The sequence below is a fragment of the Rufibacter glacialis genome (assembly GCF_008271745.1).
In the GTDB taxonomy this organism is placed as follows: Bacteria; Bacteroidota; Bacteroidia; order Cytophagales; family Hymenobacteraceae; genus Nibribacter; species Nibribacter glacialis.
Window position 1 is genome coordinate 122,651 of record NZ_VKKZ01000026.1, and the last position, 19,159, is coordinate 141,809.

Annotated in this window: 16 protein-coding genes; 8 read left to right on the forward strand and 8 right to left on the reverse strand. The window is 53.2% G+C overall.

Going from position 1 to position 19,159, the window contains the following annotated elements; translation table 11 throughout:
- Window positions 1-66: 66 nt before the first annotated feature.
- From FOE74_RS20800 to FOE74_RS20820, 5 genes are all read left to right on the forward strand, one after another.
- Window positions 67-612: a hypothetical protein gene (locus FOE74_RS20800; protein WP_188687101.1), complete on the forward strand. Its 546-nt coding sequence runs from the start codon at window positions 67-69 to the stop codon at window positions 610-612.
- Between the two features lie 94 nt (window positions 613-706).
- A complete protein-coding gene (locus FOE74_RS21530) occupies window positions 707-1,306 on the forward strand; it encodes a DUF7710 domain-containing protein (RefSeq protein ID WP_225840918.1) in 600 nt (199 codons plus the stop codon).
- Window positions 1,307-1,437: 131 nt separating this feature from the next.
- Window positions 1,438-2,700, forward strand: coding sequence for a nucleoside permease (locus FOE74_RS20810; RefSeq protein ID WP_149100574.1), 1,263 nt, complete (start codon window positions 1,438-1,440; stop codon window positions 2,698-2,700).
- Window positions 2,701-2,718: 18 nt separating this feature from the next.
- Complete coding sequence (locus tag FOE74_RS20815; protein WP_149100575.1) at window positions 2,719-3,606, forward strand: hydroxypyruvate isomerase family protein; 888 nt, start codon at window positions 2,719-2,721, stop codon at window positions 3,604-3,606.
- 48 nt (window positions 3,607-3,654) lie between these two features.
- Complete coding sequence (locus FOE74_RS20820; RefSeq protein WP_149100576.1) at window positions 3,655-4,614, forward strand: sugar phosphate isomerase/epimerase family protein; 960 nt, start codon at window positions 3,655-3,657, stop codon at window positions 4,612-4,614.
- A gap of 462 nt (window positions 4,615-5,076) precedes the next feature.
- Here FOE74_RS20820 and FOE74_RS21605 read toward each other — a convergent pair whose 3' ends face one another.
- Window positions 5,077-5,211, reverse strand: a complete 135-nt coding sequence (locus FOE74_RS21605; protein WP_262713754.1) for a hypothetical protein — start codon at window positions 5,209-5,211, stop codon at window positions 5,077-5,079.
- A 498-nt stretch (window positions 5,212-5,709) separates the two neighbouring features.
- On the opposite strand from FOE74_RS21605, the gene FOE74_RS20825 reads away from it, so the two are divergent.
- On the forward strand, window positions 5,710-6,363 hold the full coding sequence (locus tag FOE74_RS20825) for an MCP four helix bundle domain-containing protein (RefSeq protein ID WP_188687103.1): 654 nt from the start codon (window positions 5,710-5,712) through the stop codon (window positions 6,361-6,363).
- A gap of 219 nt (window positions 6,364-6,582) precedes the next feature.
- On the forward strand, window positions 6,583-7,011 hold the full coding sequence (locus tag FOE74_RS20830; protein ID WP_149100578.1) for a hypothetical protein: 429 nt from the start codon (window positions 6,583-6,585) through the stop codon (window positions 7,009-7,011).
- 125 nt (window positions 7,012-7,136) lie between these two features.
- Here the strand turns inward: FOE74_RS20830 and FOE74_RS20835 are convergent, their stop codons facing one another.
- From FOE74_RS20835 to FOE74_RS20865, 7 genes are all read right to left on the reverse strand, one after another.
- Window positions 7,137-8,450: a glycoside hydrolase 5 family protein gene (locus FOE74_RS20835; RefSeq protein ID WP_225840919.1), complete on the reverse strand. Its 1,314-nt coding sequence runs from the start codon at window positions 8,448-8,450 to the stop codon at window positions 7,137-7,139.
- A gap of 275 nt (window positions 8,451-8,725) precedes the next feature.
- Window positions 8,726-10,135: a sialate O-acetylesterase gene (locus tag FOE74_RS20840; RefSeq protein ID WP_149100580.1), complete on the reverse strand. Its 1,410-nt coding sequence runs from the start codon at window positions 10,133-10,135 to the stop codon at window positions 8,726-8,728.
- Between the two features lie 133 nt (window positions 10,136-10,268).
- Complete coding sequence (locus tag FOE74_RS20845) at window positions 10,269-11,498, reverse strand: glycoside hydrolase family 27 protein (protein WP_149100581.1); 1,230 nt, start codon at window positions 11,496-11,498, stop codon at window positions 10,269-10,271.
- 345 nt (window positions 11,499-11,843) lie between these two features.
- Window positions 11,844-13,076, reverse strand: coding sequence for an AGE family epimerase/isomerase (locus FOE74_RS20850; RefSeq protein ID WP_149100582.1), 1,233 nt, complete (start codon window positions 13,074-13,076; stop codon window positions 11,844-11,846).
- Entirely contained in the window at window positions 13,076-14,296 is a 1,221-nt protein-coding gene (locus FOE74_RS20855) for a glycoside hydrolase family 130 protein (protein WP_149100583.1), read from the reverse strand. Before FOE74_RS20855 ends, FOE74_RS20850 begins: the two co-directional genes overlap by 1 nt.
- Window positions 14,297-14,347: 51 nt before the next feature.
- Window positions 14,348-16,219 carry a sodium:solute symporter family protein gene (locus tag FOE74_RS20860; protein ID WP_149100584.1) on the reverse strand — a complete coding sequence of 624 codons (1,872 nt, stop codon included), beginning with the start codon at window positions 16,217-16,219 and terminating at the stop codon, window positions 14,348-14,350.
- Between the two features lie 67 nt (window positions 16,220-16,286).
- Window positions 16,287-17,447 carry a glycoside hydrolase family 26 protein gene (locus tag FOE74_RS20865; RefSeq protein ID WP_149100585.1) on the reverse strand — a complete coding sequence of 387 codons (1,161 nt, stop codon included), beginning with the start codon at window positions 17,445-17,447 and terminating at the stop codon, window positions 16,287-16,289.
- A gap of 582 nt (window positions 17,448-18,029) precedes the next feature.
- On the opposite strand from FOE74_RS20865, the gene FOE74_RS20870 reads away from it, so the two are divergent.
- Window positions 18,030-18,902 carry an AraC family transcriptional regulator gene (locus FOE74_RS20870; RefSeq protein WP_149100586.1) on the forward strand — a complete coding sequence of 291 codons (873 nt, stop codon included), beginning with the start codon at window positions 18,030-18,032 and terminating at the stop codon, window positions 18,900-18,902.
- Window positions 18,903-19,159: the final 257 nt, after the last annotated feature.

A 19,159-nucleotide genomic window follows, 5' to 3' on the forward strand; every position in this document is an offset into this window, starting at 1 on the left:
ACAACAGCAACTAAATGGCAGCTCTGGCCTATAGCACTGCATGCTGTTTACACGAGACGGTTTAGAATGACAGAAATGAAAAAAGCCAAGTACTTTATAGCCATCTCAATTCTTATAGCAGCCTGTACTAAGCCAGGTGCAAAAGAAGAAACCAAATTAGATAGCAGGAGTCAAACAGCAGGAGTTGCTGACTATCAGCACAAGGGGACTACGGTTGCTGAAGCGTCAGAAAATATCGGTCAGGTGGTAAAGGTAAGCGCTGAAGAAGGCGAAACCCCTTCCTCAGATGAGCAAGGAACCAAAGCCTATGTTTTTGAAAGCGACAGTTCAATTCATCTGACCGCCAACATCAGGCAAGAGCATCGAATTTTTGGATATGCAAAGCCAGACACAACCTCAAATAAACTGCTGCTGCTTTCTGTTTTTACAGACGATGTTGAAAAGAACCCCTTTAAATGCGAGCTAGGAGCATATTATGAAACGGATGGCATGAAACAACTGAAGTTAAAGTACCTGCAGACCAGAGGTGATTTCATTGAAGCGGTTGCCATTGATCATCTAGCCAAATCAAGGATGATCTATTTTGAGAAGAAGTGGATAGAATTTGAATAATACATAAAGCATCGTCTAAAAGCCTTTGAGGTTAGGCCAGTTTTGTCCAACGCCTCGGCCTAGCCTATCATAATCATTAGGTAAATTGTAGAGAATGAACATAAAGGAAATTGTCATTGAGTCAGAGAACAAAGGTGCAATACTAGGTGGACAGGAAGAAATCAATGATAACTCCGATGTAGATGTGATATTGGAAGACGGTACAGTTTACTACGCTACTGTCTTCACCTTTGATAATATCAATTGGCTGAGGAACAGATACACGAAGACTGGTGAATGCCTTGGAGGAGAATACTTTTGGGCTAAGAACATGCTCCTTGTAAGTAAAATCAACAGAGTAGAAATAGAGAGGCTAATTGATCACTTGATAAGAACCAACGAATTCGAATCAGTCTTCACCAGAATCGACAATAGAAAAAGTATCTGGGTTTTTAACTCTTCCAACAAGGGTTTGCCTGGAGGGGTTTTCGATGATCAGTTTTTAGCTGAAAAATGGATTGCCAAGAATAAATTGACAGGTACTCTTACAAAGTATCCGGTGAACCAAGGTGCTCTTGATTGGGCAATTCAAAATAACATGGTTAACATGAAGCCTGATAAGCTAAAAGTAAAGGCCCAGGACCCATATTTCATTGGAGAATTCACAACTGCTTCTATGGAGCACTACCATTTTGAAGGAGGATGCAAAGACTAAATGAGACTAAGGGAAATCGCAAGTAGTGGACATTTTCTGCCTTTTCAATCAAAAAACAACTCCAAAAAAAGACATAGTTTACCAAAACCAGCCCCTAAACATACCACACGCTCTAACCAAACGAACAAACCATGAATACAACTACCCGCCTCAAGTTATCTGCCATGATGTTCCTGGAGTTCTTCATCTGGGGTGCCTGGTTTGTGACGCTGGGAACGTACCTGTTCTCCAATTTAAAGACCTCGGCCACCCAGGTGGGCGTGGCATTCCTGACCCAGTCCATTGGCGCTATTGTAGCCCCGTTCTTCATTGGGCTCATCGCGGATAAGTTTTTTCCGGCGCAGCGTATTCTGGGTATTCTGCACCTGTTAGGAGCGGCCTTGCTTTGGCTGGCCTCTGAGGTCAGGGACTTTGATACCTTTTACCCCTACATTCTGGTGTACATGATCCTGTACATGCCCACGCTGGCCCTGGTGAATTCCATCTCCTTTAGGCAGATGAAAAACCCCAGCACTGAGTTTCCTAAGATCAGGGTGCTGGGCACCTTGGGTTGGGTGGTGGCGGGGCTCACCATTGGCTGGCTCAACTGGGAGCAAACCGGACAACTGGGGCTTACTTTCAAAATGGCCGCCGTGGCCTCGGCTATGCTGGGACTGTTCAGCTTTGCGCTGCCGTCTACGCCGCCGGTGAAAAGAGGCGAGAAAACCTCGGTGCGCGACTTGCTGGGGCTTGATGCCATCGGGATCCTGAAAAACAAATCCTACCTGCTGTTCTTCCTTTCGTCGGTGGCCATCTGCGTGCCGCTGGCGTTCTACTACGGGTTCACCAACCCATTCCTTAACAGCGTGGGCATGGAGTCGGCGGCCGGGAAACAGTCATTGGGGCAGATCTCTGAGTTGCTGTTCATGCTTTTGATGCCCATGTTCTTTATGCGGCTGGGCGTAAAGAAGATGCTGGCCATTGGCATGCTGGCCTGGGTGGTGCGTTACGTGTTCTTCGCCTTCAGCGATGCCGATGCCAATTACTGGATGCTCATTGGCGGCATTGTGCTGCACGGCATCTGCTATGACTTCTTCTTCGTGACCGGACAGATCTATACCGATAACCTGGCGGGCGAGAAGTTCAAGAGCTCGGCGCAGGGCATGATCACGCTGGCAACCTACGGGGTGGGCATGCTCATTGGCTCCTTGCTTTCTGGGGTGGTGGTAGACAAGTACCAGACCGGCCCGGAAACCCATGACTGGCAAACCATCTGGCTGATTCCGGCGGCCATTGCGGCAGCAGTGCTGCTGCTGTTCCTGCTCTTGTTCAAAGACCGGAACACCCAGCAGCCCGCCACGGCTGCCTTCGCCCCGGAAACCGACAAAGCCCCCGCCGTTACCAGTTTACCCTAACCGCCAACAGGAACCCGTATGTCAGACAAGAACAGAAGAACAGCCATCAAAGGGATTTTAGCCACTACGGCCGCCATTACGGCCACCGGTTCTTTGGCCAGCCTGGCAGCCACTGTACCCCAGCCAGAAGCCATGGCTCCCTTGAAAGGAAACCTGAACCACGCGGTGTGCCGGTGGTGTTTCCCAGACCTGAACGTGGAGCAACTCTGCGCCGCTGCCAAAGAAATGGGCCTGAAAGGCATTGACCTGGTGGGCCCCAAAGACTGGCCTACCCTTAAGAAATACGGGCTGGTGTCTTCTATGTGCAATGGCGCAGAGATCAGCCTCACCGAAGGCTGGAACAACCCCAAGCACCACGCCACGCTCCTGAAAAATTACACAGACATGATTCCGCAGGTGGCCAAGGCGGGCTATACCAACCTGATCTGCTTTAGCGGCAACCGAAACGGGCTTGATGATGAAACCGGCCTGAAAAACTGCGTAGCCGGCCTGAAACAACTGCTGCCCCTGGCCCAAAAGCACAAGGTGGTGCTGGTGATGGAACTCCTGAACAGCAAGGTGAACCACAAAGACTACCAATGCGACCGCACCGCCTGGGGCGTGGAACTGGCCAAACGACTGGGCTCAGAGAACTTCAAGCTGCTCTATGACATCTACCACATGCAGGTAGACGAAGGCAACGTGATCCAGACCATCAGAGACAACCACTCCTACATTGCCCATTACCATACCGCCGGGGTACCGGGCCGGCATGAGATTGATGATACGCAGGAGCTGAATTATCCGGCTATTATGCGCGCCATCAAGGCCACCGGTTTCAAAGGCTTTGTGGCCCAGGAGTTCATTCCCACGGCTAAAGACAAACTTGCTTCCCTTAAAAAAGCCGTTCAGATCTGCGATGTCTGAGGCCCCCGTTTTTGATACCATCTGCCGTCTGACTACAAACCAACCAACATGAACAACAGAAGATCTTTCTTACAGAAGCTAGGGCTCTTATCGGCGGGGGTGGCCTTCGCGCCCGCGTTGCTTACCTCCTGTGATTCCGCTAACCAGAAAACAGGCAGCGCCACCTCCTCTGCAGACCTAACCGCGAACAACACGGCTGTCTCCCCTGGTTCGGGCCTTCGTGACATTGGCATCCAGTTGTACACCCTGCGGGAGCTTTTGCCCAAAGACGTGAAAGGCGTGATAGGCCAGGTGGCGCAGGCGGGTTACCAAGACGTGGAAACCTACGGCTACACGCCAGAGAACGGCTATTGGGGCTTAGATGCCCAAGCCTTCAAAGAACTGCTGAAAGCCAACAACCTGGTGTCTACGAGTGGGCACTATGAGTTTGGGCAGTACATGAAAGACGGCAACCAAGATATTGTGAAGCGGTACATAGACGCCGGCAAGGTGGTGGGCCACCAATACCTCACCGTGCCTTACCTGGCCGAGGACCTCCGGAACAGCGCGGATGCCTACAAGAACATCGCGGAGAAAATGAACAAGGCCGCCGAGCTGTGTAAGGCCTCAGGTCTCAAGCTGGCCTACCACAACCATGATTTTGAGTTCAAGCAGTACGGCAACACCACCGGCTATGACATCCTGCTCCAGGAAACCGATCCTGCCCTGGTCAGCTTTGAGGCAGATTTGTATTGGATAGAAAGAGCCGGCCGAAAACCGCAGGAGTTGTTCCAGCAGCACAAAGGACGTTTTGTGATGTGGCACGTGAAAGACATGGATAAAACCACTCCTTCCCTCAACACCGAGATTGGAACCGGCTCCATTGATTACCCGGGTATCTTCGCCCAGGCCAAGGTTTCCGGGGTAGACCGCATCTTTGTGGAGCAGGAGAATTTCGCCGCCGGCAAAGACCCCATCCAAAGCATCAAACAAAGCCGCGACTACGTGAAAAACACCCTATTGGCGTAAGGAAACAGAATCTTGAGTCCTGCACAAGGAAGGGACCACAAAGGCATGATAATAAAAGAGCCGGTTTCCACTTCAAAGCCTTGGCAGCGAAGGGGGAAACCGGCTCTTTGTGCTTCCGGTAAAAGCTACTTGTAGGCAGATGCACCAATTTGAAAATAGTTGGAAGGGTATAGCAGAAGAATCTTCTTATGGGCGAATGGTCTTGTAAGACCGCTAACTCATGGCCAGAAGAAGGCAACCTCAGGAGCAAGTCGTTTCAAGCCTCTTTTCTCCAGAACAAGCTTAAAACAGAGTTGCCTTATTTGCTGAGAAAGGGGTTCATAATCAATAGCAAAGGGAAGCCTCTGTTCTGAGGCCTCCTTTTTTGGAGAGATTACTTACCTAACATCCGCCTGCTAGTGATACACACGGAGTCTAGAGACTAGTTTCATGCTCAATACCCGGGACAGCAGGGGGAATACGTTAGTTAGAAGGCAGGGGCACTTCCACCTTGCGGAAGTCTGGGCCTTTGCTGCCCAAGACATCACGGACGGTTTGTACCTTGAACTGACGGGTAGCGTGGTACCGCTGAAGGTGCTTTTTGAGGAACTCAGCCATTTTCAGGCGAAAGATAAACCTTAATCATGCGCAAAGAACAACACTGCTTTGCAAGAGCAAAGATCAGGTAGAAGGCAGTTAGGAACGAACGAGTAAAAACAGGTGCAACTTCACCACAACATGTGCTACTTTACCACCAAGCCTTGGGCAGGGTAATGAGATTGGCTGGATATATAATTCTAAGGTATGAAGGCTGGGCTGGCCTTGGCCTGGCCATAACAGAACGGTTCCTGCAGCACGGTCATCATTTGCGGGCGTCATACCCTTGAATTACAGGAAGCCAAAGAAAAGTACCCGGTGCTACAAACCCTTATCTTTGTCTTGGTCAAAGAAACTTACCGTCTGGCTTTTGGTGTTTTATTTTTGTAACTTCCTGCAAGTGCGTGGGTTTTTCGCCTCTTTTTCGGAAAGCAGGGCCAACACCCTTTCCCCGCTAAGGCTGGCCCACGTGATTGTTTAATCTTTTACTTCCTGACAAAGATGAGATGGGCATATAGTGTGAAGCATAAGACAAAGGCCGCCTTGCTGCTAGCTTTGGTGCTGGTGCTGGTATTGGCCAAGAACTTCATGGACAGCAAGAACGTGTCAAAGTTAGGGACCTCCTTCGCCTCTGTGTATGAAGACCGGTTGCTGGTGGAAAGTTATATCTACCAGCTCTCAGACCACCTGTACCAGAAGAAAATGATGGTAGATAAGAACTTCTATGCCGCCGAGGACAGTGGGTTGCCTACCCGCCTCAAAGAGAAAAACGCGGCGATCTCAGAACTGCTGGTGGCCTATGAAAAAACGCAGCTCACCGAGACCGAGGCCACCTATTTCAGCTCACTGAAACAGAACCTGCAAGAACTGAGCACCCTGGAGCAAAAGTACCTGCTGCAGCCGGGTACAGAACAGGAGCAAAGAGCCCTGGCCAAACACCGCATGGATGGCCAATACGCCCAAGCGACCAATCATCTGCATCAATTGTCGGGCATTCAGGTGGCCGAAGGAAAGCGGTTGAACGAGCAGACCAAACGCATCATTGCCGGTTCTTCTATTTTGACGCAGTTTGAACTGGTCTTGATCATCGCCATTGGCGTCATGATCCAGATGCTGGTGTTCGCCTCCAAGTCAAAACTCTCTAAATTCCCGCAGAACCCCATTCTTAACTAAGACCTGCCTCTGGAGGCGGAGCAAGAGGTTTTGCCCTTTTCCAGGAAGCTGAAATATTGGTTTCTGAGTGAAAACAGCCTGTTTTAGGAAAAGCAGGTATTTACCAGGCCCATCTGAACCTGGTAGATAAGTGAGGCTGGATGTTTTTTTGTGTATCTTGTGGAGCAATAGCGGGCACTTTACCCCCAGCCTTGCTGTTTGGTCTTTTTAAAATCAGTTATGAAAAATATACTTCCGGTGGTTCTAGCCGCCTCTGTGCTCAGCCTGGCAGGTTGCTCCAAAAGCAAAGACAATACCCCAGCGCAGACGAACAATTCCCAGGACGTTACTTTCCCGGCGGCTCAAAACCAGCCTGCGGCCACCGGGCAGGCAATGCCAGCCGCCCAGGGAGGCGCCACTGCCGGCCTTAATCCGGCCCACGGCCAACCCGGTCACCGGTGCGATATTCAGGTGGGAGCCCCATTAAACTCGGCCCCAGCTACAGCACCCTCTACGACCGTTACCCCAAGTGCTGCTCCTTCTGCCTTGCCACCGGCCCCGGTGCTTCCGTCTGCGCCGCCCATTTCAACGGCTAAAGGTTTGAACCCGCCGCACGGCCAGCCTGGTCATGATTGCGGCATTGCCGTGGGTGCTCCTTTGAAGAACTAGCCACCTTACCCATAACAGACATAGCCTCTGCTAAACTACTTGTGAGTTTGGCTGAGGCTATGTCTGTTTAAGGCTGACTGAAATCACACCGGAAGAGAGGCTATCCTGTGCTCTTCCCTTTTCGGTTATTGCCTCTTTTTCTTCTTGCCAGCCTTGTTGACGGCCTTGGCGTACCGGGCAATCAAGGGCATGGTGCTGTCTGTATCAAAGACCGAGTTCAGGCCCTGTTCTTCCTGGGGCGGGTCGGCGGTGAGGGCATCGCCGGTTTTCCAGAAATGGCGGTCTGGGTGCGGGCGGGCGGTACCGCTGAAGCCCCAGAAATTGGCCCCGGCCAGGGCGTCTTTTGCTTTCGCGCTGGCCAACACCCGTTCAAACACGTGCCGGTAATACGTGTCACGGGCGGTGGTGGGGTCAGAGAGGGTGAATTGGTGGTGGTCCCGCGGCAGGCCGAACTCTTCCATCACAATGGGTTTCTGCTGTTCCCGCGCAAAGGCGATATGGCGGTCCATGTACTGGTTCGTTTTCACGATCGCGGAGTCCAGGGTGCCGAGAATGTTCTTGCTGTCCAGCCAGCCCCAGTTCTTGGGCCAGATGTGCATGGTGAAGTAATCAATGTTGGGGTCGGTGTGTACTTGCCGGAACACGTCCATAGAAGCCTCAGACCCGTGCGAACCCTCAGAGCCGGTAGACACTAGATGGTTTTTATCCAGGGACTTGATCAGGGCGGCAGTGCTTTTGATCCAGCGGTCATAGGCCAGTACATTAGCCATGGAAAAAGCCCGAGGCTCATTGGCAATCTGCCACCCCATAATGGTAGGGTCCTGGGTGTACTTCTGGTTCGTCAACTGGTTTGTGCGGCTTACCAGGAATCTCACATGATCGGCGAACTGTTGCTTACACGGGTCGCACTGGTGGAACTGGCCAACATAGCGCATGAAGCCCGCCCAGTCGTTGTTGTTGGCCAAGGCATAGGGGATAGGGCCGTAGCCATTCCAGTTGAGGTATTGCCCGTAGCCGCCAGACCATTCCCAGGAGTTGTTCAGGTACAAGACCGCCTTCATGTCACGCTTGGCCATCTCAGCCAACAGGAAATCCAAGCCGGCCAGCAACGTGTCATTATAAACACCCGGCGCCATCTGCAACCCCGGCGACACGCGGTATGGCTCGTTGTCCGGACCCTCGGCCCCGGCCAGAATTCGCAGGTTAGTGATCCCTTTTTTCTTGAGCAAATCCAGTTCATGAAGCAAGCGTTTGCGGTCGCCGCCCTGGCCGGTAGAACCCAGCAGGCCGCCGTACCAGTAATTGGTGCCCACGTAATAGTAAGGCTTGCCGTCCAGGGTGAACAGATGGCCATCAGTCTTTACAAAAGAGGTTTGCTGGGCCTGCACCTGCGCCAGGAATGCCCAAAGCAGGGCCAGAAGGAGGTAGATTCTTTTCATGTGTTTCATGGGTAACTTCAGTTGAAAGGAAGAACAGGCCCTGAAGGATTAAGGCAGTTTCTCCTATGGTCGTATCATGTTGTCATCCTGAAAGGATCTTGTGCCCGATTGGTAAAAACGTTGTAGTAAATGGTAGTACCGTTCGCCCACAAGATCTTTTCAGGATGACAGAGGGAAAGTGACGAAGTAAAAACGGCTAAGAGTAATGGGTTAAGATGTTTTGAGGCCGTTTTGCGAAAAGCTGCCAAAAAAATAAGAAGCTGCCAACCGACAGGCTACAGGTTGTTTTTCCTGGGCCAGTTATCGGTTCTGAACGTGGAGGCTGGCAGACCTGCCTTGTTGTACAGGTTAGGCGTAGCAGTGTTGCTCCAGCCCATCCGGACGGCTACCGGGTTCTTCACTTCTTTGGCGCTTACTACCAGGGTTTTGCCGTCAATCCTGGCCTGGGCGGGCACAAAACGTTGGTCTTCCCCGGCAATCTCAAAGTGGGTGAGTTCTTTGCCTTTGGCCATCAAACCCTGGTCAGCGTGATCAAAGTAGAGCCGGATCTTGTTGCCTTCCTTCTTCATCTCGCGGTAAATGGGGCCAGAGGCAGGCACCTCTTTTTGGCCGTAGGTTTTGTTCAGGGCCAAACCCGCTAAACGCTTGCCCACGTCCAGCTTGTTTCTGGGGTGGATATCGTTCACGTTGCCTATGTCATGGAGCACGGCCATGCCGGTGTTGGGAACGCGCAGGGTTTTGAGCTGGGCTTCGGCCAGGCGGGGCCATTCCTCCGCGCCGCCGTAGGTGTAGGGCGCAATCTGCGCAAAGTAGAAGGAGAACTCGTTTTTCCAGGCGGTGCGCCAATCCTGGATGAGGGCGGGCAGCATCTGGGCGTACACCTCCGGCGCATCGGTATTGGATTCACCCTGGTACCAGAGAGCGCCGGCCAGCCGGAAGGGGATAAGCGGCGCGATCATGGCGTTGTAGGCTTTGGCCGGCTGTACCGGACCCCACTCCACTTCTTTGCGTTTAGCGGCTGCTTCTGCCAAAACAGGGCTAGAAGCGATGGCCTCCGAACTCAGCCACACCTCGGCGGGCGTGCCGCCCCAACTGCTGTTGATCAAACCTACGGGCACGTTCAACTTCTGGTGGATCTCCCTCCCGAAGAAGTAGCCCACCGCGCTGAAGTATTTCATGGTTTCGGGCGTGCACACTACCCACTGGCCCTGCACATCCAGCTGGGGAGCATCAGCGGTGCGGTGGCCTACCTGGAAGAAACGGATAGAAGGATAGGTGGCTTCTTTGGTGTGCTGGTCTGCGTTGTCAATGCCCATGCTGGCGCTCCATTCCATATTTGACTGACCTGAACACAGCCAGACCTCGCCCAGTAAAACATCTTCCAGCACCAGGGTATTATAGCCTTGCACGGTTACGGTGTGCGGGCCAGGAGCGGCCGAGGTCTGCAGTGTCACCGACCACTTGGCCTGGGTATTGGCTTTGGTTTTCACAGGTTGGGAGTCCCAGCTGCCGGTCACGGTGATTTCCTCGCCGGTCTTGCCCCAGCCCCAAATGGTGACCTCGGCGTTGCGTTGCAGCACCATGTGGTGGCCTATGATGGCGGGCAGCGAGACGGCTTCTGCGGAGGTAGTGGCGCCTGTGAGTAGCATGCCCAGGAGGAGTTTTCTTAAAGACGTCAGTTTCATCTTTCTTGCATTAGTACCTTGGTTTCTTGACAAGTATTTGGATGAGCGCATGGCGTAACCACCTGCAAAAGCTTGGGTGGTAAGGGCGTTTTAAGCCTGGTTTGAGGAAAACAGGCCTCAAACAGGGGATTGCCTATTCTGCCAATACCACCAAGACCACATCGTGCGCGGGTACGGTGGCCTCAAAGGCTTTTTTGGTAGTGCCCTGGCTTTTCTTCGCCCACACGTTCCTGATTTTATAGTCGGTTTTGTTCGCGTTCAGCTCTCTTTTGGAGAGAGCATCTGTGATGGGGGTTTTCTTCCAGTCAAACGATACTTTCTGCGGGACTTTGGCCCGGTTCAGGAACGCAACGGCCCACTTGCCCCCGTCCAGCGGTTTCAGCCACGTTTCCAGGCTGTCTTTGGCGGAGTACTTCAACCCCTGGATGCCCAGCTTGTCCTGGTTGATGGCCAACACTTCTCTATCGGTTAAGATGGCCAGGGTTTCTTTGCTCATCTGGCGCAGGTCGTTTCCGGCAATAAGCGGGGCCGCCAGCATGCTCCACATGGTGAAGTGGGCGCGGTCTTCGTTCACGGCCATGCCGTTGCCCACTTCCAGCATGTCGGGGTCGTTCCATTGGCCGGGGCCGGCGTACTGGCGCAGGCCTTCCTGCTGGTCCAGGATCTGCATCACGCCCCAGGATTTCCAGGTGCCGTGGTCTTTCACGCAGTCAAAGCAGTTGTAGATGTCGCCGGTAGTTCTCCAGAGGTGGCCTACGGCCGGCCCCCATTCCCAGGGCTTGTCGGTGCCCCACTCGCAGATGCTGAGCACCATGGGGCGGCCCGCCTTGCGCAGGGCGGCGGTGATGGTTTTGTAGGCGCCCTCGGCTTTGAGGCCCTCGGTGTTGCACCAGTCATATTTCAGGTAGTCCACACCCCATTGCGCATACATCTGGGCATCCTGGAATTCATACCCGCGGCTACCGGGGCGGCCGCCGCAGGTCTGGGAACCGGCATCAGAGTAGATGCCCAGTTTCAGGCCTTTGGAATGCACGTAATCTGCCAAGGCTTTGATGCCCGAAGGGAAGCGTTTGGGGTCCGCTTGAATAAAGCCCAGGCTGTCGCGGTCGCCGTGCCAGCAGTCATCTATGTTGATGTAGGTGTAGCCGGCGGCCTTCATGCCGGAGCTGACCATGGCATCAGCAGTTTCCCTGATCAGTTTCTCGTCTACGTTGCAGGCGAATTTGTTCCAGCTGTTCCAGCCCATGGGCGGGGTCATGGCCAAACCTTCAAACTTTTGGTAGTTCTGCGCATAGTTGTTTCCCTGGCCCAGAGCCACGAAAGAAAGGGTGAGGGCCGCTAAGGAGAGCACTAGTTTTTTCATGGTGGTTTAATGCGTTAGATCGGGGAAAGTAAGGTGTGGTGTTTCTTTTTTGTGGTAAGCGGAAGGTTACCTACAGCAAGGCCCTTTATTCCTTGTCATCCTGAAAGGATCTTGGTTGCTAACGGCAAGGGCAGTGCAGACAAGACTTTCTAGTTCGCTCACAAGACCCTTTCAGGATGACAAAGGGAAGAGTTATATAGGAAATAGTTTTAACCAGTTACCTATCCGCTTGCTTAGGTGAACCCGATGATGTTTAAAGGCTTGTTTCTTAAAATCAGCTGGAAAACCGAAGGCTTGTTCCAAGTCCTTTCTGCAAAAACAGACGGTAAACCTGGCGCAGGAAGGTCAGCTTTGGCTGAGTTCTTTCTGGCATCTGTGCATGATTTCCAGGCAGGCCCGGGCATTGTGGTAGGGGCATTTCCAGAAACCCACTTTGTCTTCCTGGGCCATGAGGGAGTAATCATCGTGCACGCCCCAGTGCCACTCGCCTCCCGCCAAATCCAGGAGGTGGGTTTGGGCGAATTTCCAGGAGTTCAGAGACCGCTGCAGAAAGTCCTGGGAGCCGGTTAACTCATAGGCGTTGAAGAAGCCCACCATGGCCTCGGCGCTCACCCACCACTCGCGGTGGGTGTCATAGTGGTCTTGGTCAAGGTTCAGTTCATGGTACAGGCTGCCATCGGGGAGTACCGCTTCTGCCGTGGCGTTTGCCATGGTGAGCGCTACCACTTTCACCCTTGAAAGTAGCGCCTGGTCCCCCAACACTTCAGCGGCTTCCTGCAACAACCACGAGGCCTCAATGTCATGCCCATAGGAAACCAGGTTCCCCGAAGAAGTCCAGTCGCGGGAGAAGAACAGGTGCAGGTGACCGGTAGCCGGGTCAATAATGCGGTGCAGGAATACTTCAATCAGGCCCCTCAGTTGCGTGCCCAGGTGCTGGTCTGGCCAGGCGCGGTAAAGGTTGGCATAAGCTTCCAAAACATGCAGGTGCGTGTTCATGGTCTTCGGGTCGTTGCGGTCTTTCTCGCTCAGTCGCAGGTCTTCCAGTAACTGGCCTGTTTGGCTGAAGGCTTCCAGATAGCCGCCGTGCTCCGCATCAAAGCTGTACTTCTCTATCCACCGGAATAATTCCTGGCTTACCTGCAGCGCCTTTTCATTTTGTGTGGCCAGATAGAACTCGCTCATGCCGTAGATGGTGAAGGCCAGCGCGTAAATCTGCTTGCGGGTGTTCAAAGGCTGGCCTTGGGCGTCTACCATCCAATAAACGCCGCCGTGGGCAGAATCAAGAAAGGAAGAAAGCATATACTCAAACGCCCTGGTAGCCATCTCCAGATAGGTTTTTTGCCCCGTTTGCTTAAAAGCGGCCGAAAACGTCCAGAGAATGCGGGCATTCAGGATGCTGCCTTTGGGCGCCTGAGGGTTCACCTGCCCGCTATGATCTATCTGCCCCACGAACCCGCCGTGCTGGTGATCCGGGGTTTTCTCAGCCCAGAACCCAAGAATTCTCGCCAACTCGGTTTCCATCTCCTGTTGGTAGGTTCTAAGCTGGGGTGCGAAAGAGGTAGTGGAAGCAGTAGCCATTAATTTGCGCCGTTTAGTTCTGGGGCCATCACCTGCTTTTTGCCCTGGATGTAGGATTGGTTTTTGTCTACCAGTCGGTTGATCTGCTGCACAGAGGCGGCGGAGCGGAACTCGTCTGCGGGGGTGTGCAGCACGTAGTCCAGCAATTGGTCAACGGTAGACGTGGCTACGTGCATTCTGGTGTCTGAGGAGGCATAGTAGATGAACACGCGGCCGTCTTGGTCCATGATCCAGCCGTTGGCGAAGGCCACGTTAGACACGTCACCCACTCTTTCCTCGCCCTCCGGGGCGATGAAGTGCCCGCCCGGTTTGGCAATGACTTGGGCGGGATTTTCCAGATCCGTCAGGAACAGGTACAGCACGTAGCGGAGGCCAGCGGCCGTGTTGCGTACGCCGTGGGCCAGGTGCAGCCAGCCTTTCTCTGTTTTAAGCGGGGCGGGGCCCTGGCCGTTCTTTACCTCATACACGGTGTGGTACTGCTTGCCATCTACAATGATCTCTTCTTCCACCACGGCGTTCTCCATGGAATCGGTGAAGCCGAACCCGATGCCTCCGCCGGAACCGGCGTTGATGAAGCCATCCTGCGGACGGGTATACAGGGCGTATTTTCCGTTGATGAACTCAGGGTGCAAAACCACGTTGCGCTGCTGAGGGGACGGGGTTTTCAGGTCTGGCAGACGTTCCCAGGTGACCAGGTCTTTGGTGCGGGCAATACCACACTGCGCCACCGCCGAGGATTCATCGCCGGGCAGGGCATTGGGGTCTTTGCGCTCGGTGCAGAAAAGGCCGTATATCCAGCCGTCTTCGTGCTGCACCACGCGCATGTCATACACGTTGCCGTCCGGGTTCTCCGTCTCCGGCAGGGTGATGGGGCGATCCCAGAACCGGAAGTTGTCCACGCCGTTCGGGCTTTCCGCTACCGCGAAGAACGATTTGCGGTCATTGCCTTCCACGCGCACCACCAGCAGGTAGCGGCCATTCCATTTGATGGCCCCGGCGTTGAAGGTGGCGTTGATGCCAATCCGCTCCATCAGGAACGGGTTGGTGTCCTGGTTCAGGTCATACCGCCAGAAAAGAGGCGCGTGCTGAGCCGTTAACACCGGGTATTTGTATCGGTGGTAGATGCCGTTGCCAAGGGGCTGCTTTTCGTTCTTTCTGTTGATAAGGTCGGCGTAAGACTTCTCCAACGCTTGCTGTCTTTGCTGGAAGGCATTTTCCATGGTAATAGGATTAAGGTGTTGGGGGAGCAGCCGGGGTAAGGCCGCAGAAGATTAAGAATGAGAAACTAATTTTCGTTTGAGAAGGGCCGCTACCGAGTCAGAATCCTGAGGCAGTTTGTCCCACCAGGTTTTCTTCAGGATCAGGCTGCACACGAGCATAATCCCGCCGGAAACCATCAGTTCCCTATGCATGCCCAGGATTAGGTAAATAGGCAGAACCGTGAGGCTCATCTGCCACACTACCCCAATGAGTACGTTGAACATGTCCAGTACAAAGTTTTTGTTTTCCACGAAGGAGGGGTCTTCGGCTTTCACTTGGTCGGCCACTGGTTTCCAGAAGCCCCACGGGCGCACGGTCTTGTAGAAGCTTTTCAGGGTCTCGGCATCTGTGGGTGGTGCCATAAAGGTGCCAATGAGGCTACCGGTCAACGAGATGAGCAGCAACCATGGGAAGTAGTATAGGTCAAGCCCCTCGGTGAAATAAGGGAAGATCAAGGCCGCGATGATGCCTACCAACATGCCCCAGAAAAAGCCGTTGCCGTTGAAGCGCCACCAATACCATTTCAACACGTTTGCGGAGATATAGCCCCCGTACAGACCGGCCACAATCCACTGCAGCAGGCTGTTGACGTCTTTGGCCATAAAGCCCAGCGCCATGCTCACCAGCACCACCACAATACCGGTGGCGTAGTTCATGCGGTTCACCGCCACGTTAGATGCCTCGGGGTTCACGTATTTCAGGTACACGTCATTTACCAAGTAGGCCTGGGCCGCGTTGAGCGTACCGGCAAACGTGCCGATAAAGGCCGCCAGAAGGCCCGCCAGAAGCAGACCCATGATCCCTGTGGGGGCAAACCTCTGGATAGCCGCCGGAAGGATGCGCTCAAAGTCAATGCCGCTGGCTGAATGCAGGTTGAGTTGGTCATAGTTCAGGATGGCCAGCACCGTAAACCCCATGATCATCAGGTACCGCGTAGGAATCAGCACCACGGAAACAAAGGCGCTCATTTTGGCGGCGTCGGCCGGGGAACGGGAAGAAAGGATCTTCTGCATGTCATAGTTGGGCGTAGGGCCGGATAAGCTGGCCAGGATTCCCTTGAAGACCATGAGTGAGAAGAAAATGCCGAAGAGCGAGTACCCATCTGACTGGATCTTGGCGTTGACATCATCAATAATGCCCGTCCACTCCATGTTCAGGGTAGCCCCGAAGAAAGGCGTTTTCCATTCTTCGGGCACGTTCAGCGGGGCGGTGTCCAGGTTGTTCATGGCCAGAACCGCCACCACCACGGAGGCCGCGGTCATGATGGCGTATTGGAGCACATCGGCCCACACAATACTGGCCATTCCACCCAGAATAGAGTAGAATACCGCGAAGAAAGTGAAAAGCATGCCGTAAAAATGAGGCACGAACTCGGCTGAAACGGTAAACGGCACATACGGCTGCACCGCTGACCACGGCACGAATATCTCCACGAACTTACCCAACCCGATGAAGCCATACGCCAGAAAGCCCAGGCAGCTCAGCAAGGCAAAGGCCACCACAATGGCGTGCGATTTGTTGGAGTCCCGGCCCCGGCCGAAGCGGGTGAGCATCCACTCGGCGCCGGTGGTCACGTTAGAGCGGCGCAACCAGGCCGCCAAGAACATCATCAGGAAAATCTGGTTGAACGACGGCCATAGCCACGGAATCCAGATGCTTTTGAGGCCATACACAAAGCCCAGCATCACCATCCACATGGTGCCGGAGATGTCAAACATGCCAGAGGCGTTGGAAAGACCCAGGGCGTACCACGGCAGGGTATTGCCCCCCAGCAGGTAAGCTTCCTTGTTCGCCTTCGCTCTTTTCTGCAAGAACAGGCCTATTGCCGCTACCGCTATGAGGTAGATGAAAATGATGCTGATATCCAGCGCGGTTAGTCTCATGGGTGCGGGATGAAATGTCTGTTTTGTTTGGGGCGTAAGGGGCGGGGTGAATATCTGGAAAAAGCAGCTATAGCTTGGCGCCTGCTTTCTCCGGCGGTGCCGGGTCATAGAGGCGCTCCCGGGCTACTTTGTCCAGGAAGAACACGTTGGGGTTCTGGTAAAAGACCTTGAAATCCTCGGCGCTTTTCTGGCCGGGATAAGGGGCGTAAAAATGTTCTTTGCGGGCGTTGCGCCACACCATCACGTAAGACAAGCCCGCGTCTTTGATGATAGGAGTGAGCACGTTAGTCCACCAGTCTGCCTGAGGCAAGGTTTCCAGGCCGGTTTCACTCAGCGTCCAGACTTTGTTTTTCTCCTGGCCAATCTGGCGCAGGGTTTCCACCATGCGGCGAGTATCCTGGATGAAGTTTTGGTTAGCCTGGGTTAGTACGTTGGGGTCTGCGGGCGGACGGTGGTAAATGTCAAAGCCCACCATGTCTACGTAGTCATCACCGGGGTACCGTTCCAGGTAATCCTCACGGGAAGTGAAACGGTCGGTGGAGTACGCGAACAGCAGGTTATGGGCCTTCTTCTTGCGCAGGTAATCTACCGTGAAGCGCCACATCTGCTTATATTCCTCGGGCGAGCAGTGCTGGCGGCCCCACCAGAACCAACTGCCGGTGTGCTCATGCAAGGGCCGGAACACCACCGGGATCAACTCGCCTTTGGGCCCTTTCAGGCTTTTCATGAAACCGGCCAGCCCGTCTAACCAGGACTTGTAGCGTTTCAGGGCTTTCTTGTCCTGGAACAGGTGCTGAATGGTGGAATCGGCTGCGTCCCAACTGGTTTTGGAAGGGTCAACGGGGTTGTTCAGGTGCCAGCTGAAGGTGTTGAGGCCTCCTTTGGCGTACACCTCCTGGGCCAACTCCCGCATCTTCTGGAACGGGACGCTGTCCAGGTTCATGGGTTTGCCTAGTTCCAAGTGGCCCAGTTCCCAGCCTACCACCGCCGGGTATTCGCCTACCACTTCCTTCACGTCTGAGCGGCCCGGCTCATACTTCCAACCCACCCCGTAGGCCAGCGCATCCTGGTGCCCGAACATGATGCCTTTCTGCGCGAGGCGCTTCAGGTTGTGGTACAAATTCTTGGTTTCAGGTGTGGCTTTCCGGTTGATGGGCTGAAACTCCTGCCCCCAGGAGGGAAGGTGCGACAGCGCCAAGAAAAGGAAGGCCAGGAGAAATCTTGTCATAGGTTCTGTCTGTGTAGAAGCTTCTGGTTTGTATTGGGAAGGTGCCGCCTGTTGGTTTGCCACCGCTGGGGCTGCCCTGTTGTATGCGTAAGCAATTCACCTGTTTTTACCCTCTTTTTTCATTTCTCTGGTAAAAGAAGGGTCTGCGAAAAAGGGAGGCCGCTCTCCTTTATTTTTCCTGAGCAGAGACAAAAGGCTACTTTACAAAACTACATAGATTTTATGCCGAGGTATAATACTATTTTATCGTTTGTTTGATGGATAATGGCGCTGCTCTAATGTTCTTACCCGATATCGGCCCCTAGGTGCTTTTGTATCTGTTTGCCAAAAACGTAAGGAAGACGCATGTATCAGCAAGCCGAAGTATCTAAGCTAATAGATAAAGAGATAAGAGTAAAGGGGATAAGCATACTAGTGTCTATCCCACGAGGGCTGTTTGGGTTATAAATGGTTCAAGCTACTTCTTTCTTAACCGGCGGCACTTTAAGAGCAGGTTTAGCAAATGGCATTACTGGTATTTTTTTATCCCGATGACAGCCATTTTATTTCTTCTTTGTACCTTGACCGCCTAGCAGAAGAAGTATGAGTTCTATTTATCGTGAGATCACACCCTTAACCCAGAATGATTGTTTCACCATTTTCTCGCGGGTAAAGCAGGAGTTTAATTTTCCGCTCCATTACCATGAGGACTTTGAGCTGAATTTCATTTACAACGCCGCCGGGGCCAAGCGGGTGGTAGGAGACCACGTGGAGATCCTAGACGACCTGGAGCTGGTGCTGGTGGGCAGTAATTTGCCCCACGGCTGGTTTACGCACCAGTGCAAAAGCCAGGAAATCATGGAGATCACCATCCAGTTCCACAAAGACCTGCTGGATGAGAAGTTCCTGCGCCGGAATCAGTTGAGTTTTATCAAGACCTTGCTGGAGCGGGCCAGCAAAGGCATTTCCTTCTCCCGGGAAATAAAGGAAGCGTTCAAGCCCCGGTTGGAGCAACTCACCCAGAAAGGCGGTTTTGACTCCGTGCTGGAGCTGATCTCCATTCTGCATGATCTGTCGGTATCGCGCAACATGCGGACTTTGTCTAACAGCTCCTTCACCTCAGAGCAGTTCAATTACTACAGCCGCCGCATTGAAAAGGCCTTTGAGTACATGCAGGCCAACTATGACAAGGAAGTGTCTCTAGCAGATGTCTCTAAAGTGGTGAATATGTCTGAGGTCTCTTTTAGCCGGTTTATCAAAAAACGCACGGGAAAAACCTTCATTGAGAGCCTCAATGAAATCAGGTTGGGCCACGCCTCGCGCATGCTTATTGACACCACCGAGACCATTTCTGAGGTGTCATTTAAATGCGGCTTCAATAACCTGTCGTACTTCAACCGCATTTTCCGGCGCAAGAATGGCTGCACGCCCAAAGAGTTCCGGCAAAACTACTCCGGCTCCAGAGTCTTCATCTAAAGATATGTGCCGGTTGTCCCGCCCTAAAGCCCTAGGGTCTTATCAGGATGGGGTAAATGCATCAGTAAGAGACAACCCAGTTCCTTTTTTCTCCCCTGGAAAGGGTTCTGTGGCATGCTCAGTTACCAGATACACCCTATTTTGTCATCCTGAAAGGATCTTGTGGGCGAACTAGAAAGGCATGCCTGCACTGTCCTTGCCGTACGCAACCAAGATCCTTTCAGGATGACAAGGGTAGCTTAGGTAAGAACGGTTTA